Source organism: Algoriphagus jejuensis (assembly GCF_039523455.1).
GTDB lineage: Bacteria > Bacteroidota > Bacteroidia > Cytophagales > Cyclobacteriaceae > Algoriphagus > Algoriphagus jejuensis.
Genome location: NZ_BAAAFI010000049.1, coordinates 273,953 through 289,311, shown reverse-complemented (window position 1 = coordinate 289,311; position 15,359 = coordinate 273,953). Strand labels below are relative to the sequence as shown.

The window sequence follows — 15,359 nt, the reverse complement described above, 5'->3', positions numbered from 1 at the left end:
GAAACTACCCAAAAGAGACGGAAAAATAAAGTCCAGCTTCTGGAGAAGTAGCACAATTCAAAAATTTGTGAAAACCTCCGTGCCCGATGTCAGCTATCTTCTTACAAAAAATCCCGGATTATCCGGGATAAGTTTTAGTAGGTAATATTCAAAATTTCGAATTGCATGACGCCAGCCGGGGCGTTGATATCTGCAATGTCACCGATGACTTTTCCTACTAATCCTTTTCCAAATGGAGATGCAAGCGAGATTTTCCCGGCTTTTAGATCGGCTTCCTCTTCAGACACCAATTTGTAGGTTACCGTCATTCCGTTTTTCACGTTTTTGATCGTCACAGTGCTCAGAATTCCCACTTTCGAGGTATCCATTTGAGAATTGTCCAGGATTCTGGCATTCCCTACGACTGCTTCCAGTTTGGCGATTTTCAGTTCCAAAAGACCCTGAGCATCTTTGGCCGCATCATATTCCGCATTCTCGCTCAAGTCTCCCTTGTCTCGGGCTTCTGCGATCTGGCGGGCAATATCGATCCTGCCTTTAGTTTTTAGGTCCTGAAGTTCGTCCTTTAGCTTCTTCAGACCTTCTTCGGTGTAATATTGTATTTTTGACATAATTTTAAGCTTTGCAAAAGGCTCAAAAAACAAAGTAACGGTCACGTGGTGGAGACCGTTACTTTATTTTTGCCTTTATGTTGTTAGGCAAAGATAGGAAAGCTTTTTGACTTAACAAGATCTTGCCACCCAAGCCTCTCATTTGAAAATCGGAACTTCAGTCCTCAAATGCCTTTTTGATTTTTTTAACCAAAACCCTGTTGATCTTCTCATAAGACTCAAATGTCCAGCCAGCTACGTGCGGTGAAAAGATCACATTCTCTCTTGCGGCCAGCTTTTCAAATTCCTCTATTTGCCTCGGAGAAAACCTCTGAAATTTCTCATTTTCCAAGACATCGAGTACGGCGCCACTCAGAATCCCTCGATCCAACGCCGCATTTAACGTCTCAAAACTTATGACTTCCCCCCTTGCTGTATTTATCAGCCAAAACGGCTTTGCAAAACTTTCCAGCTCCTCCAGGGTGAGAAAATTCCGAGTCTCCGGAGTAAGCGGCACATGGATACTCAGCACATCAGACTCCGCCTTAACTTTTTCCCAGGTCACCTCCTCCACCAAGTCATTGCCGAAGTCGAACTTGTACTTATCGTATGCCAGAATCTTGACCCCAAAACCAGCCAAGCGCTTCGCAAAAGATTTCCCCATATTGCCGTAGCCCATGATCCCAACTGTCTTGCCCATGAGCTCATATCCGCGGTTGCCCTCGCGATCCCAAATTCCTTTTCTAACTTCCGAGTCGGCCTTTTTCAGATTATTGAACAAAGCCAACAGGCCTCCAACCGCATGCTCAGCTACGGCGTCCCGGTTGCCCTTGGCGGCATGGAAAAGCTTAATTCCCCGCTCCTCCATATAGTCTAAATCTATTTGATCCAGTCCCGCTCCTGCCCTTCCGATAAACTTGAGATTGGTAGCCTTTTTCAAAAGCTCACGATCCATAGGAGTCTTGGAGCGGATAATCAAGCCATCGTATTCACTGACCTGATCGAGGATTTCCGTGCGGGTAATTTTGGGTGAATAGGTCACCTGATGCCCATTTTTTTCCAGCATGTCCACAATGCTGAGGTGCATCTCATCGATAATCAGAATCTTCATTTTTAAAGTTTGAGTAAAAGCATCGCCACACCAAAATATACCGTCAGCCCCAACAAGTCATTGGTGGTGGTGATGAATGGCCCGGATGCGATGGCTGGGTTGATACCAAATCTATTCAGTACCAGCGGTGTCACCGTGCCCATAAAAGAAGCCAAAAGAACCACGCAAAAAAGTGCCGTTCCGATAGTGATTCCAAATATTGGCTCGAAACCATAAACAAAAACCACCACCAAAAACACAAAAGCGCCCAACACGACTCCGTTCAAGACCGCGACAAAAAGTCCCTTCAAAAATCGTTGCATCGGGGTATCATCAAATGCCGACTTTGACGCCAAAGACTGCACAATCAGCGAGGATGCCTGTATTCCGACGTTTCCTCCGGTCGCAGCGACAAGAGGGATAAAAGACGCCAACGCCAAGTATTTGGCCAACTCAACCTCAAAAAAACCAATAATTCGAGCTCCCATCAGTCCTCCCAACACGCCGATGAGCAACCAGGGGAGACGGGCCTTGGAAATCCGAAATACGGAGTCAGACTCTTCAATGTCCGCAGATACCCCGGACATCGCCTGAATATCCTCGTCTGCCTCTTCCTGGACTACGTCCAAGATGTCATCGACGGTAATTCTACCGACCAACTTGTTTTTGGGATTGATTACCGGCACAGATTCCAAGTCGTACTTCCGCATGATTGCGGCGACTTCTTCCTGATCCATGTGAACAGGCACCGAGATGACGTCCTCATCAAAAATGTCCTCAATCTTAGTGTCGGATCCTGCGAGGATTATTTTCTTCAGAGAAACTCTACCCAGCAGCTGTTGTCGATTGTTGATCACATAGATGGAGTAGATCTTCTCCACGTTTTCGGCTTGTCTGCGAATCTCAGCGATGGTCTGGACGACATTCCAGTTTTTGTTGGCACGGATAAATTCCTTGGCCATGATACCACCCGCCGTATCTTCTTCGTAGCGGAGGAGTTCGAGGATCTGCTCCAGTTTGAGTCGGTCCTGGATTTCGGCGATGACATCTTCTCTTTCCTTTTCTCCAAAAAGACTCAAAATATCGGCCCCATCATCGGAGTCCATCAACTCAATCCACGACCCTACTTCAGAAGTCTCCAGCTCGCGTAGAACCTTAGTGGCTGTGTCTTCATCCAGCTCAATCAGAATGTCCGCGGAAAGTTGCTTTTCCAGCAACCTCAGGACGTAGATCGAATCATGCATATCGAGCTCATCCAGAAGCGCAGCAATATCGGCCACGTTGACTCCATCCAGAGACTCTCTAATCGAATCGATCTGCTCCTCTTCGATCCCGATACGGAGGCTTTCGAGGTATTCTTTCGAAAGTTCAAACTGCTTAATTGGCTCCACGATCCTTTTCGATTTGTTGGGTCAAATACACAAATTCGGCCACATCCAACTGCTCGGCACGCTTGTCTAAGATCGGGTTTGTCTTAAATTCCTCCGAAAGACCGAAGGGCTTTAGTGCATTTCGCAGGGTTTTCCGTCGGGTTGAAAATCCTCCTTTGACTACTTTAAAAAACAACCTTTCGTCACAATCCAGTTTTTCCACGGAATTTCTAGTCAGTCGGATCACCCCGGAATCGACCTTTGGCGGTGGGTTAAAAACGCCCGGAGGCACTGTAAACAAGTATTCAATGTCATACCAAGCCTGCAAAAGAACGGACAGAATTCCGTAGTCTTTGTTTCCTTTTGGAGATGCTATTCGTTTGGCTACTTCTTTTTGCAGCATGCACACCACTTCAGTTACCCGGTTTTTTTCCTCCAATACTTTGAAAAAAATCTGGGAGGAAATGTTGTAGGGAAAGTTTCCCGCGATGGCATACTGAGCCGGGAGAATCCGTTCTGAATCGTATTTGAGGTAATCCCCCTCGATGATCCGAGCTTCAAGCTGAGGATATTTCTGATGGAGATAGACAATACTTTCCTTGTCGATTTCGATCAAGTGGAGCTCTTGGGGATTTTTGAGAAGGAAATCAGTCAACACTCCCATCCCGGGTCCGATTTCGAGCACCTGATTCACGCCTCTATGACCGGTGACTGCCTGAGCAATACGCTCGGCAATACTCAAATCGGTCAAGAAATGCTGTCCAAGATGCTTTTTAGGTTTGACTTTTTCCATCGGTTGGCTCTGATAAATTTTTATAAATTGCAGACCAAAATTAAGGGAATATTCCAGAACGGTCGGGGATTTTTGCCCTGACTCCAATATCAGCAGCTCAAAACATGAACGTGAAAAAACAAAGGCCCATCCTGGGAATCAGCATAGGAGACATCAACGGAGTCGGTATAGAAGTCACCTTGAAAGCCCTGGCGGACAATCGCGTTTTCAAATCTTTCACACCTTTGATCTATGGGCATGGTAAGGCGCTTACCTTTTATCGAAAGCTTTTGAATCTGGATGATTTCAACTTCACCCAGATTCGGTCCTTGGAAGAGATCAACCACCGAAAGGTAAATGTGATCAATGTAGCCGAGGACTGCCCGGAGGTTATCCCCGGTGTTGAAACGGTCGAAGCCGGCAAGATGGCCTTGGAAGCGCTCAAAGCAGCGGTCAATGATCTAAAAGACGGAAAAATCCAAGGACTCGTAACCGCTCCGCTGAACAAAAACAACCTTAACTCCGAGGATTTCAAATTCATCGGACATACCGAATACATCACCCAAGTCGTGGGCGCGAGGGACAGCCTAATGATGATGGTGGATGAAACCCTTCGCGTTGGCCTGGTAACCGGTCATCTGCCATTGGCGGAAGTTTCCAAAGCCATCACAAAAGAGCGTATTCAGCAGAAGGCGAATATCTTCCTCAAAAGCTTAGAGCAAGATTTCGGAATCAATAAGCCAAAAATCGCGATTCTTGGCTTGAATCCTCATGCAGGCGAAGATGGGCTCTTGGGTGAAGAAGAAGAAAAGGTCATCAAGCCTGCAATCAAAGAACTTAAGGATCAAAACAAATATGTCTTTGGCCCCTACCCAGCGGATGGTTTCTTTGGAATGATGCATCAGAAAAAATTTGACGGCGTTCTGGCCATGTATCATGATCAGGGATTGATCCCGTTCAAGTCTATTGCATTCAGCTCAGGGGTGAATTTCACTGCCGGACTACCTGTCATCCGCACTTCTCCAGATCATGGTACGGCCTATAACATTGCCGGAAAAAATATCGCAGACGAAGGCTCCATGAGAGCCGCTTTGCTACTGGCTGCAGACATCATCTATCAGCATGAACCTGAACATTCGGATGCTTAGCACGTAATTGTTCAAAAATAGTAAGCAAAACCAAATATTATTTTAAATTCCGCTTTAGCAATTTTAAAAAATTACCTACATTTGCGGACTTAAATCGGGAGGACAAATCGTGAAATTCTGGAAAACCTTTGATATTGAAGTAATTAAGTTCAAAGAAGGGAAACACGAAATCGACTTTGAAATTGGCGATTCATTTTTCCAAAACTTCGAAGACAACGAAATTGTCGAGAAAGGCCGATTGACCACACGGGTCATCGTCAACAAAGGAGCCAACGTAATTGAGCTCAATTTTCACATCAAAGGAACCGTGCAGTTGACCTGCGACCGCAGCCTGGAAGTATATGATCAGCCCTTGGATTTTTCCGAAAAAATGATCTATAAATACGGTGCTGAGGAGAAGGAAATAGATGAAGACGTGTATATGATCACCAGGGACACTCCTTCGATCAATGTCGCCCAACTCATCTATGAATTCATTTTGCTCGCATTACCAGCCAAAAAGATCCATCCTGACTACAGAAATGAGTTGGATAATGAAGATCTGGAGGTAGAGGGCGGCTACGTCTACATTGATGACGAACTGGAAACCGAGCTTGAAGATGAAACTCCGGATTCAAGTCAAGAATCCAAGCCTGTCGATCCCCGATGGGAACAATTAATGAAATTAAAAAACAAAGAACAATCATAAACCACACATAAAATGGCACATCCTAAACGCAAAATTTCGAAAACCAGAAGAGATAAGAGAAGAACTCATTACAAACTGGAAGCTCCGGGATTGGCAAAATGCCCAACTACCGGCGAAATGCACCTGCCGCACAGAGCTTTCTGGCTTGATGGCAAACTGTACTACAAGGGACAGGTAATCATCGAAAAAGAAGTAGCGTCTTAATCGCATTCAAAATTTAATACTAATAAATCCACTCCCGCCAAGGAGTGGATTTTTCGTTTTTATCAACTGAAAGCAACTGAATTGCAATAACTTGTACCTTGATAGACGCTTAGGTTTTGGTGGTCAGATTCCATTATACTATTTTTGGCCTTCCTCAGGGGCTTCCTGAAAAGAAAACAACCCATTTTGGAACATTTCAACCTATTCTTGTTCCAATTAAACCAATTCAAATGGACAAAATAAGAGCCATGATCACTGGCATTGAAGGCTATGTACCTGAATACCGGTTGACAAATAAGGAGCTGGAATCACTCGTAGAAACCAACGACGAATGGATCATCTCCCGCACTGGCATCAAAGAAAGAAGAATCCTAAAAGGCGAAAACCAGGGAACTTCCGTAATGGGCGCAGCAGCGGTAAAAGAACTGTTGGAAAAAACAGGTACAGATCCCATGGACGTGGAGCTTATCATCTGTGCCACTGTGACCCCTGACATGCCTTTTCCATCGTCGGCTAATCTGGTCGCAGACCTGGTGGGAGCCAAAAACTCCTACAGCTTTGACGTCAGCGCCGCATGCTCCGGTTTCTTATACGCGCTTCAACTTGGAGCACAGTTCATTCAGAGCGGGACGCATAAAAAAGTCGTTGTAATTGGAGCAGATAAAATGTCCTCCATCGTGGACTATCAGGACAGGACCACCTGTATCCTATTCGGAGACGGCGCAGGAGCAGTGATGCTGGAGCCTACTACTGAAGAATTCGGTATAATGGACGCTATCTTGAAATCAGACGGCGCAGGTGCACCCTACCTCCACATGAAAGCTGGCGGAAGCCGCAAGCCAGCCACGGCTGAGACGCTAGCCGCACGTGAACACTATGCCTATCAGGAAGGCTCTACCGTCTTTAAATTCGCCGTGACCAACATGGCCGATGTCAGTGCGCAGGTAATGGAAAGAAACGGACTATCCGGAGATGACATCGCATGGTTGGTGCCCCACCAAGCTAATAAGCGGATCATCGACGCCACCGCAAACCGAATGGGCGTCGGATCAGAAAAGGTCATGATGAATATCGAGCGCTACGGTAACACCACAGCAGCTACCATCCCTCTATGTCTTTGGGAATATGAAAGCCAGTTAAAAAAAGGAGACAACCTGATCCTAGCGGCCTTCGGAGGCGGATTCACTTGGGGCTCGATCTTCTTGAAATGGGGCTACGACCCAAAATAATTTTATCGCATATACATTAAATTTTATGGCAAGTACCGCAGATTTTAAGAATGGACTCTGTCTGGAATTGAACCACGATATCTATTCCATCGTCGAATTCCAGCACGTAAAACCAGGAAAGGGTGCCGCGTTCGTCCGCACCAAGATGAAGAGTCTCCGAACTGGCAAGACCCTGGAAAAAACCTTCAACGCAGGTGAAAAAGTAACCACCGCCCGCGTCGAAAAAAGACCTCATCAATTCCTGTACAAAGACGACATGGGTTATAACTTCATGGACACTGAGAATTTCGAACAGATGTCTTTGGAAGAACGCCTGATCGAAAGACCCAACCTGCTGAAAGACGGGCAAAATGTCGACATACTCGTACATGCGGAAGAAGAAATTCCGCTTTCCGTGGAATTGCCTCCTTTTGTTGAGCTGATGATCACCTATACCGAGCCTGGAATCAAAGGTGATACAGCAACCAACGCCCTGAAACCGGCCACGGTGGAAACAGGTGCGATCGTAATGGTACCGCTTTTTGTAGAGCAGGATATCCTAATTAAAGTGGATACTCGGGATGGCTCGTATTCAGAAAGAGTGAAATAAGTATTAATAGCTGCATGATTTGATTAAATTATGCAGCTTTTCTGTTTTAACCCAAACCAAAATGTCTCAAGACATTGCACAAAAAAAGAACCCTATGAAAGCTAAAGAGATCCAGGAATTGATCGACTACATCTCCAATTCCGGCCTGGCCGAGGTCAAAATCAAGACCGAGGAATTCGAACTTTCCATCAAGAAATACGCTGAAAGCGCTCAGGTAATTCATGCCGCCGCACCTGCGCCTGCTCACTCACCTACACCTGCCGCAGCTGCACCAGCTCCGGCGGCCAATCCCGCACCAGCTCCGGCTCCGGCAGCAACACCTTCCAATTTGTTGGAGATTAAATCACCGATGATTGGCACGTTTTATTTAACCCCAAATCCTGATTCTCCTGCTTTCGTGAGCGAAGGATCGTCAATAAAAGCGGGTGAACCCGTCTGCATCATCGAAGCGATGAAACTTTTCAACGAAATCGAGTCTGAAATTTCCGGTAAAATCGTAAAAATCCTTGTTGCCAATGCCACACCGGTAGAGTACGATCAGCCATTGTTCTTGGTAGATCCGGCAGGCTGATTTTTTCACTAAACAAAACAAGACCGTGTTTAAAAAAATATTGATTGCAAACCGCGGAGAAATCGCGCTACGAATCATCCGAACCTGTAAAGAGATGGGGATCGAAACTGTAGCTGTTTATTCCACCGCGGACAAAGACAGCTTGCATGTCCGTTTTGCAGATGAAGCCGTATGCATCGGACCGGCTCCCAGCCGCGAATCCTATCTGAATATTCCAAGAATCATCGCAGCAGCTGAAATCACCAACGCTGACGCGATCCACCCTGGCTACGGCTTTCTGTCTGAGAATGCTGAATTCTCCAGAATCTGTGAAGAATACGGCATCAAATTTATCGGGGCGTCTCCGGACATGATCGCAAAAATGGGCGACAAAGCCACCGCAAAGGCAACGATGAAAGCTGCCGGCGTGCCGACTATTCCTGGTTCGGACGGATTGGTGGACACCATCGAGCAAGGCCTCAAGATCGCCAACGAAATGGGCTATCCGGTCATCCTGAAAGCTACTGCCGGTGGCGGGGGCCGTGGAATGCGGATTGTAAAGGAAGACAAGGAATTCAAAAAAGCCTGGGACGACGCTAAGATGGAATCCGGAGCTGCTTTTGGAAATGATGGACTCTACCTCGAGAAATTCGTCGAAGAGCCGCGCCACATCGAAATCCAAATTATTGGAGACAAAACCGGAAAAGCTTGCCACCTGTCTGAGCGTGATTGCTCGATCCAAAGACGACACCAAAAACTGGTCGAAGAGACGCCTTCTCCATTCATCACTGAGGAGCTTAGAGAAGCTATGGGCAAAGCCGCCATCAAAGGCGCAGAAGCCATCGCCTACGAAGGTGCCGGGACGATAGAATTCTTGGTGGACAAAGATCGCAACTTCTACTTTATGGAGATGAACACCCGAATCCAGGTGGAGCATCCGATTACCGAAGAAGTGACTGATTTTGACCTGATCAAAGAGCAAATCAAAGTCGCGGCTGGAGATACAATCTCCGGAAGAAACTACTACCCAAAGCTCTATGCAATGGAATGTAGAATCAACGCCGAAGACGTGGCACATGGATTCAGACCGAGTCCGGGCAAGATCCAAAACCTCCACATCCCCGGTGGCCGTGGAGTCAGAGTCGATTCTCACGTCTACGCGGGCTACGTCATTCCGCCAAACTACGATTCTATGATTGCCAAGCTCATTGTGAGTGGGCAGTCCAGAGAAGAAGTAATCGTTAGGATGAAACGTGCCTTGGAAGAGTTTGTGATCGACGGGATCAAAACCACGATTCCTTTCCACATCGCACTCTTGGAAAACGAACAATTCAAGGCAGGCGACTTCACTACCAAATTTTTGGAGACTTTTGACTTCTCTGTGGTCAAGTACTGATTTTCAAAAACCATATAATGCAAAAGCCACTCGTTCGAGTGGCTTTTTTAATTTCAGGTGACGGCAGGTATTCATTTCAAGGATCAATTTGAACCTTCTTCTGAATCCACTCAAAGTCCGAATTGCCGAAAACCCAAGCCTGCACCAGCCAAGTGCCAGCGGTGTCAAACTTCAGGCTTCCCAACTTGCTTTTCCCTCGGTCAAAGCCCAACCCAGCATCCATAAACTGGAGGGGATTAGCGCTCACTAAGCTGGCATTTCTCCCTGAATAATCCGGTCTGCGGGGTACACTTACATCTGACAGGAAGTATCGATCCTTCGGCGCATTGGCTTTCAGAAAATATCCGTTGTTTTTAGTGTAGATCAGGACCAGTCCGTCGCCGACCGATTCACCCAAATTGGTAGCCTCCACAGTTGACCGATGGTAATAGACCTCAATCCGATCGACGTAACCCATGTCCAAATTCCATACTTCCTCGATGGAAGCCGGTCGATAAAAATCGATCAGGATCAAGGGTTTCTTGTTGAATTTCACGTGCTCATTGTCTGTATTTGCAACAAATACTTCCTTGCTGTTTCCCGACTTCACTTTCTTCAATCGGATCTGAGGTACCGTTTCCTTGATGAAAGTCTCCAAGTCTGGAAACTCCTCATAGTCTTCCAAATCGTAAATTTTGTCCGGCGTGAAGGGAGACTGCAGCTCTACCACCTCGTCAACAATTTCAAAATGGTCTTGGTAGATTCTACGGTCGATTTGAGAGTGTAGCAGTTCCTGGGGAAAAGTAAAACTCAATCCAGCAGGATCTACAGAACTCTTAAATCGAGAGGAAATCGCCACTGACCAAAGCTTGTAATCGAACATTGGGCTGTAATCCTTCAGCATCAATGTGCTTTCCACTTCTCTGCTCAAAGCCGATATCAGGTTCGGGTCACTCGACGCATGGCTTAGATTTTTCCAGTTGGGATGGTTGAGTATCTCTACCAAATCAGCGATCTGAACGTGCGAAACCTCGCTTGCCAGAATAAAGCCGTTTTTGATTTGAGAAGGGAAACCAAGCAGATCAAGCTTCATCTCTTCCCCCGCCGTACCCCTGGAGCTGAGCTGCAACTGACCGGAACTTCGAGCCGGAAGTTGTACCTGATAGCTCCAAACCAGCGCACCGCTTGAATCGACAACAGAAATCTTGAAAGAATTTAGGTTGGTGTAAAGGCTTTTGTTGAGCAGCGACTTTCCTGCGACCAATTTTACTTCCTCCAACATATTCCAGTCGGAATGGGTGATGACCTTGAAATCTCCTTCCGGCAAGTTGTAGGTCAGGGAAAAGTCGGCAGGATCCCAATACCATTCACTGGCTTCGATCATATGTTCGGAATTCCTGAAGATCAGGCGGTAGCCTTCTGAAGGTTTCACTTTGGAAAGCGTCTTTTGTAAAGGAGCGACGGCCTCCATCACTTCTAGAGTTTTTCCAGATTTGTCCTGGATCTCAATCACTTCTGCCTGATCAGAAGTGTGGAAGATGCTGACGGGTGCGTTTTCAAATGGAATTTGCTCCCAAAACAAAGCGGGCTCACCGTTGGGTCTCGGCGCAGTTGGGTTCACCACCAGAAAATCCCGCTTCGCAACCGGAAAATCCTCGAAGTTGGCCATCCACTTGGAATACACGACTATCGTAAACACGCCGGATTGGGCAGTCTCGGGAATGAACAAATCTCCGTAGATCATGTCCTGACCGGTGAGCAGCATCTTTTCCTCGTGGATCGGGCTTCCATCCGCGTCTAAGACCGAGATGTAAGCAAGCTTGCTGTAGCGATAGGTTTCGTGATTTTTGAGAAGTTTGGCAGCGAACCAAACCCGGTCTCCAGTCAAGTAGGAATCCCGATCAGTGATCAGGATGAAATTTTCCAATTCCATCGCCTTCATTTCTACTTTCTGAGCAAAAGACTGAGAAAGCGAGAACGAACAGATTAACGCCAAAAAGACTGATTTGAATTTCATGGCTGAAAAGGTTCAGGAGTATACGGCAAGGCATCAGTGTAGTAGGTTCCGCAATAGAAACCTACATGTTGGGTCGGCTCAAAGGCAAAGTTCATTTGAGGGTTTTGCCGAAAAATCTCTGCCCGGTAAAGCATCTGCGAAAAAGTCGTTTCTTGAAAAACCATGAAGTTTCCCATAACTTCTTTGTCTGGTTCGGTGAGGCTTTTGATGTTTCCCTTGATTTTGAACGGGGCCGGGTCAAAGATACTTCCCGTGCTTCGCTGCTGCTTATTGATTTGCTCTAGGTAACCCAAGTTATCTCTAGACACAGTTTTCACAATCGACTCCGTGTAAAACCGCCCCAAGGAAGTCACGCTCAACTCCCCTACTTTCACCGAGGAGCGATTGCCTTGTTCGTATTTGCTGGACTCCAGATTCATGCCACCGTACATCGCCGGCACTGGCCTGTAGCAGTTGCATATACAATTTTCAGAATCACCAGTGGTAAACACCTCCGATATCCCATCGGTTTCTATAAAAAAGCCCACCTCTTCCCCAGATGGATTGCTGATGCTGAGATTGAGATCAGCTACGACGGCATTGACTGTAAGTGGGACTCCGCTAGAATAGACGATTACAGGCTTCTCTCGCGGGATAACATCCATCTTCTCGACTACCGAAGGCTCCGGCATCACGACCCAGTCAGATTGATATTCCTCCTCGGTACGGGTCAACACGTTCAATCGGTACTTTTTTCCGGTTTCAAACTCTTTGAAATGCTGGGTCCGATAAAACAAGGTCGTATCGGGAATATTGAACAGGTACGTCTTCTGGCCACTTTCATCCTCGAAGTACATCCTAGCCACCGGTACTTTGGTATAGCTGGGGTTGATGGTGCCCGAGAGAAAGGGAGCCGAGCGATATACCCGAACGTAAGACTGGTCAGTCGAGGGACCGAGCCAAGCATCTATGACCAAATTGGACTCAGCAGCGGGGACTTCGAGGTAAATCTCATCCACGCAGGCGATCAAAGTCAAAGAAAAAAAGACGAGCCAAATTCCTGCTTTTTTCATTTGAAGGTAAAGTTATAGGTAACAGAAGGGATGACAGTTCCGATCACCGCTAGGCGATAGGATTTTGGAACTCCGGACATTTGACCCGGCTGAAAGAACCAAGAGAAAGCATTCTTTCTGGAATACACGTTGTAAAACGAGAAGGTGAGGTAACTCTTATAATTGCTGTTTTTCTTTTGGTAGAAATAGTATGTCGCTCCCAAATCCAGGCGGTGATAGTCCGGAATCCGCGCCTGATTGCGCTCTTGGTAATCGATCACGATCTCTCCGTCGATGTCGTAGATCCCACTGGGAAGAGTAATCGGCCTACCGGTTCGGTAGTTGAATGTGGCATTGAAAGACATCCGCTTCACCGGCTGCCAAGTCGCCACCAAAGTCAGATCATGCGGTTGATCCCAGTTTGCCGGGAAATACTCCCCCTTGTTGATCGGATCACCATACTCCGGCACCACCTGACGGAGCGTACGGCTGAAGGTATAAGACACCCAACCGTTGAGTTTACCAGAGTTTTTTCTGATCAAAAACTCAGTTCCATAGGCATAGCCGGTGCCCATGACCAGATCAGTCTCCAAGGTCGGGTTAAGAAAAAGCTGCGCACCGTCGCGGTATTCGACAATGCTCGGCATATCCTTATAATACACCTCCAGAGAAGTTTCGATCTTGTTTTGGTTGAGGTTGCGATACAGTCCGACTGCGTATTGCCAGGCCTTTTGAGGCTGGATGTAGCTGTCGCTCAACTTCCAAAGATCAACTGGCGCCGCAGCGAAATTATTCGTCAGGAGATGCAGATACTGGATGCTGCGATTGACAGAAGCTTTGATTGAAAAATCCTCGGTGAATGCGTATCGCAGCGTAAATCTGGGTTCAATCCCTCCATAGGATTGGATCACATCGCCGGAACCATAGCGGACCGTATCAATAATCGTTTCGGGTTCCATCTGCACATCCGGTTCGTAGATGTAAACATCCTTTGGCCCCAAAGCCGCAAAATGGGAATACCTCAAGCCCAATTGTCCCTGCAGGCGGTCACTGATTTTCCAAGGCAACTGCATAAACAGTGCGCCCTCGACCCCCTGCTCGTCCTGAACCTGTTTCGGGTCAATCACACTTTCCTCCGAAGTGCCTTTCAAATCACCCATTCCCATTTGATAGGAATTGAGCTGATAACCAAACTGTAGGCCTTCGAACTTTTCACCCGACCATTCAAACTGCTGCTGCAAGCCGATATTGTCAATCGTGGAACGCAGTTCAAAGTCCAGCGGTCTGCCCTCTCCTACCACGGAATAGCGATATCCCGAATAGGTTAGATTGACCTCAGTACCAAAGGACTCTCCCAAATAGGCCTTCCATTTTAAGCTCGCCAGATTGGTCTGCCAGGTATAGGCGGTATCCGCACCGAACCGGAAGTAGTCCGAACTCGTGTAGCCGCTTGCGACCAAGCTATTTCGTGCATTAAGCTGATGATCGATTCTTAAATTCCCATCAATAAAATTGGTACTGCTTGCATTAACGCTGCTGTTTGGGATCTTTTTCAATACCCAAGTCGGATAGGCCGTACGGACAGTAGCCATCACCTGAGTCTTGTCACCCATCGGACCATTTACACCCAGTCTACTAGACAGAAATCCCACACCGCCGTTTAACGACCATTGTTCAGCACTACCTGCTTGGGTTTTGATGTCCAGCACCGAGCTGAGCCTGCCTCCATATTGTGCTGGAATGTCGCCTTTGTAAAATGTCGCGTCACTGACGGCATCCTGATTGAAAATACTGAAAAAGCCAAACATGTGGGAAGGATTGAAAACCGGTGTGCCGTCCATCAAGATGAGGTTTTGATCCACGCCCCCACCACGGACATTGAATCCTGAAGCACCCTCTCCAACTGTAGAAACGCCAGGCAACAGAAGCATACTTTTGACCACATCCACCTCCCCGAGCAAAGGAGGCAGAAGCTTTAGCTCCTCCATCGGCATACGGGTAGCTCCGGGAAGGGTGCTCATCACATTGGCATCGATCGCCCGATCGGTCACAGTCACCAGGTCCAATTCACTGATCGACTCATACAGCGTCACGTCCAACTCCTGATCCCGATAGATCTTAAGAATCTTCTGCTCAGTCTGTTTTCCCATCGAGCTGAAATATCCGATATAGGTTCCCTCAGGCACTTGCAGTGAAAACTCCCCTTTGTTGTTAGCCTGCGCCGACAGTTCCAGTTGTGGAATGGAAAAAAGCGCGCCCGGCAGAAAGGTCTTCATCTCGTTGTCCTTGATCTTCCCGGCTACAGAAAACATTCCTTTCTGAGCACTCTGTGTGCTGGAATTGGCTGTCGATCGGTATCGATCCCTGAGATAGGCTGGGTAGATGACCACATATTTTCCCTGGAAAGTATAAAAGGCGTAGGAGCTGCCTTCGGTCAGGGCGGCAGGGAGATTTTGTAAGTCATCCCCACTGAGGGTGTTGAGCTCTGCGATGTCGCTGTCGAGGATCAGGATGCGCTGTCCGGTCATCTGAAAATAGCGCTCCAGCTTTTGTGCCAAAATGTTGGCATCAGCATCCGTTTGGGCCGAGGCTGTGGCATAAAGTAAAAAACAGCCTATTAATGCAAAGAATGCTTTCATTCAAATTCGGTAGTAGAGTTGGCTTTGCAAATCTGCCTAATGTTTTTGATGTGGGATGAGAATTTGTTGA

General features: G+C 47.1%; 14 protein-coding genes. 7 read left to right on the top strand and 7 right to left on the bottom strand.

What is annotated here, in order from left to right:
* Nucleotides 1-134: 134 nt before the first annotated feature.
* From greA to rsmA, 4 genes are all read right to left on the bottom strand, one after another.
* The gene (gene greA, locus ABD031_RS22210) at nucleotides 135-608 is read right to left on the bottom strand and encodes a transcription elongation factor GreA (protein WP_343855250.1); all 474 of its coding nucleotides are present in this window, start codon (nucleotides 606-608) and stop codon (nucleotides 135-137) included.
* 157 nt (nucleotides 609-765) lie between these two features.
* The gene (locus ABD031_RS22205; RefSeq protein WP_343855248.1) at nucleotides 766-1,698 is read right to left on the bottom strand and encodes a 2-hydroxyacid dehydrogenase; all 933 of its coding nucleotides are present in this window, start codon (nucleotides 1,696-1,698) and stop codon (nucleotides 766-768) included.
* A gap of 2 nt (nucleotides 1,699-1,700) precedes the next feature.
* On the bottom strand, nucleotides 1,701-3,068 hold the full coding sequence (gene mgtE, locus ABD031_RS22200) for a magnesium transporter (RefSeq protein WP_343855247.1): 1,368 nt from the start codon (nucleotides 3,066-3,068) through the stop codon (nucleotides 1,701-1,703).
* Nucleotides 3,055-3,840, bottom strand: a complete 786-nt coding sequence (gene rsmA / locus ABD031_RS22195; RefSeq protein ID WP_343855246.1) for a 16S rRNA (adenine(1518)-N(6)/adenine(1519)-N(6))-dimethyltransferase RsmA — start codon at nucleotides 3,838-3,840, stop codon at nucleotides 3,055-3,057. The genes mgtE and rsmA overlap by 14 nt, the downstream gene beginning before the upstream one ends.
* 104 nt (nucleotides 3,841-3,944) lie before the next feature.
* Here rsmA and pdxA point away from each other — a divergent pair, with 104 nt between their 5' ends.
* From pdxA to accC, 7 genes are all read left to right on the top strand, one after another.
* Nucleotides 3,945-4,967, top strand: coding sequence for a 4-hydroxythreonine-4-phosphate dehydrogenase PdxA (pdxA, locus tag ABD031_RS22190; RefSeq protein ID WP_343855244.1), 1,023 nt, complete (start codon nucleotides 3,945-3,947; stop codon nucleotides 4,965-4,967).
* 109 nt (nucleotides 4,968-5,076) lie between these two features.
* Nucleotides 5,077-5,655, top strand: a complete 579-nt coding sequence (locus ABD031_RS22185) for a YceD family protein (RefSeq protein ID WP_343855242.1) — start codon at nucleotides 5,077-5,079, stop codon at nucleotides 5,653-5,655.
* A gap of 12 nt (nucleotides 5,656-5,667) precedes the next feature.
* The gene (gene rpmF, locus ABD031_RS22180) at nucleotides 5,668-5,859 is read left to right on the top strand and encodes a 50S ribosomal protein L32 (protein WP_343855240.1); all 192 of its coding nucleotides are present in this window, start codon (nucleotides 5,668-5,670) and stop codon (nucleotides 5,857-5,859) included.
* A 230-nt stretch (nucleotides 5,860-6,089) separates the two neighbouring features.
* Nucleotides 6,090-7,088, top strand: a complete 999-nt coding sequence (locus ABD031_RS22175) for a beta-ketoacyl-ACP synthase III (protein ID WP_343855238.1) — start codon at nucleotides 6,090-6,092, stop codon at nucleotides 7,086-7,088.
* 25 nt (nucleotides 7,089-7,113) lie between these two features.
* A complete protein-coding gene (gene efp / locus ABD031_RS22170) occupies nucleotides 7,114-7,677 on the top strand; it encodes an elongation factor P (protein WP_343855236.1) in 564 nt (187 codons plus the stop codon).
* A gap of 94 nt (nucleotides 7,678-7,771) precedes the next feature.
* Nucleotides 7,772-8,248, top strand: coding sequence for an acetyl-CoA carboxylase biotin carboxyl carrier protein (accB, locus tag ABD031_RS22165; protein ID WP_343855234.1), 477 nt, complete (start codon nucleotides 7,772-7,774; stop codon nucleotides 8,246-8,248).
* A gap of 25 nt (nucleotides 8,249-8,273) precedes the next feature.
* Nucleotides 8,274-9,623, top strand: coding sequence for an acetyl-CoA carboxylase biotin carboxylase subunit (gene accC, locus ABD031_RS22160; RefSeq protein WP_343855233.1), 1,350 nt, complete (start codon nucleotides 8,274-8,276; stop codon nucleotides 9,621-9,623).
* A gap of 76 nt (nucleotides 9,624-9,699) precedes the next feature.
* Here the strand turns inward: accC and ABD031_RS22155 are convergent, their stop codons facing one another.
* Genes ABD031_RS22155 through ABD031_RS22145 form a run of 3 tightly spaced genes read right to left on the bottom strand, consistent with a single transcriptional unit; the run spans nucleotide 9,700 to nucleotide 15,289 of the window.
* A complete protein-coding gene (locus ABD031_RS22155) occupies nucleotides 9,700-11,619 on the bottom strand; it encodes a hypothetical protein (protein ID WP_343855231.1) in 1,920 nt (639 codons plus the stop codon).
* On the bottom strand, nucleotides 11,616-12,671 hold the full coding sequence (locus ABD031_RS22150; protein WP_343855229.1) for a DUF4249 family protein: 1,056 nt from the start codon (nucleotides 12,669-12,671) through the stop codon (nucleotides 11,616-11,618). The genes ABD031_RS22155 and ABD031_RS22150 overlap by 4 nt, the downstream gene beginning before the upstream one ends.
* On the bottom strand, nucleotides 12,668-15,289 hold the full coding sequence (locus ABD031_RS22145) for a TonB-dependent receptor (RefSeq protein WP_343855228.1): 2,622 nt from the start codon (nucleotides 15,287-15,289) through the stop codon (nucleotides 12,668-12,670). The genes ABD031_RS22150 and ABD031_RS22145 overlap by 4 nt, the downstream gene beginning before the upstream one ends.
* Between the last annotated feature and the right edge of the window lie 70 nt (nucleotides 15,290-15,359).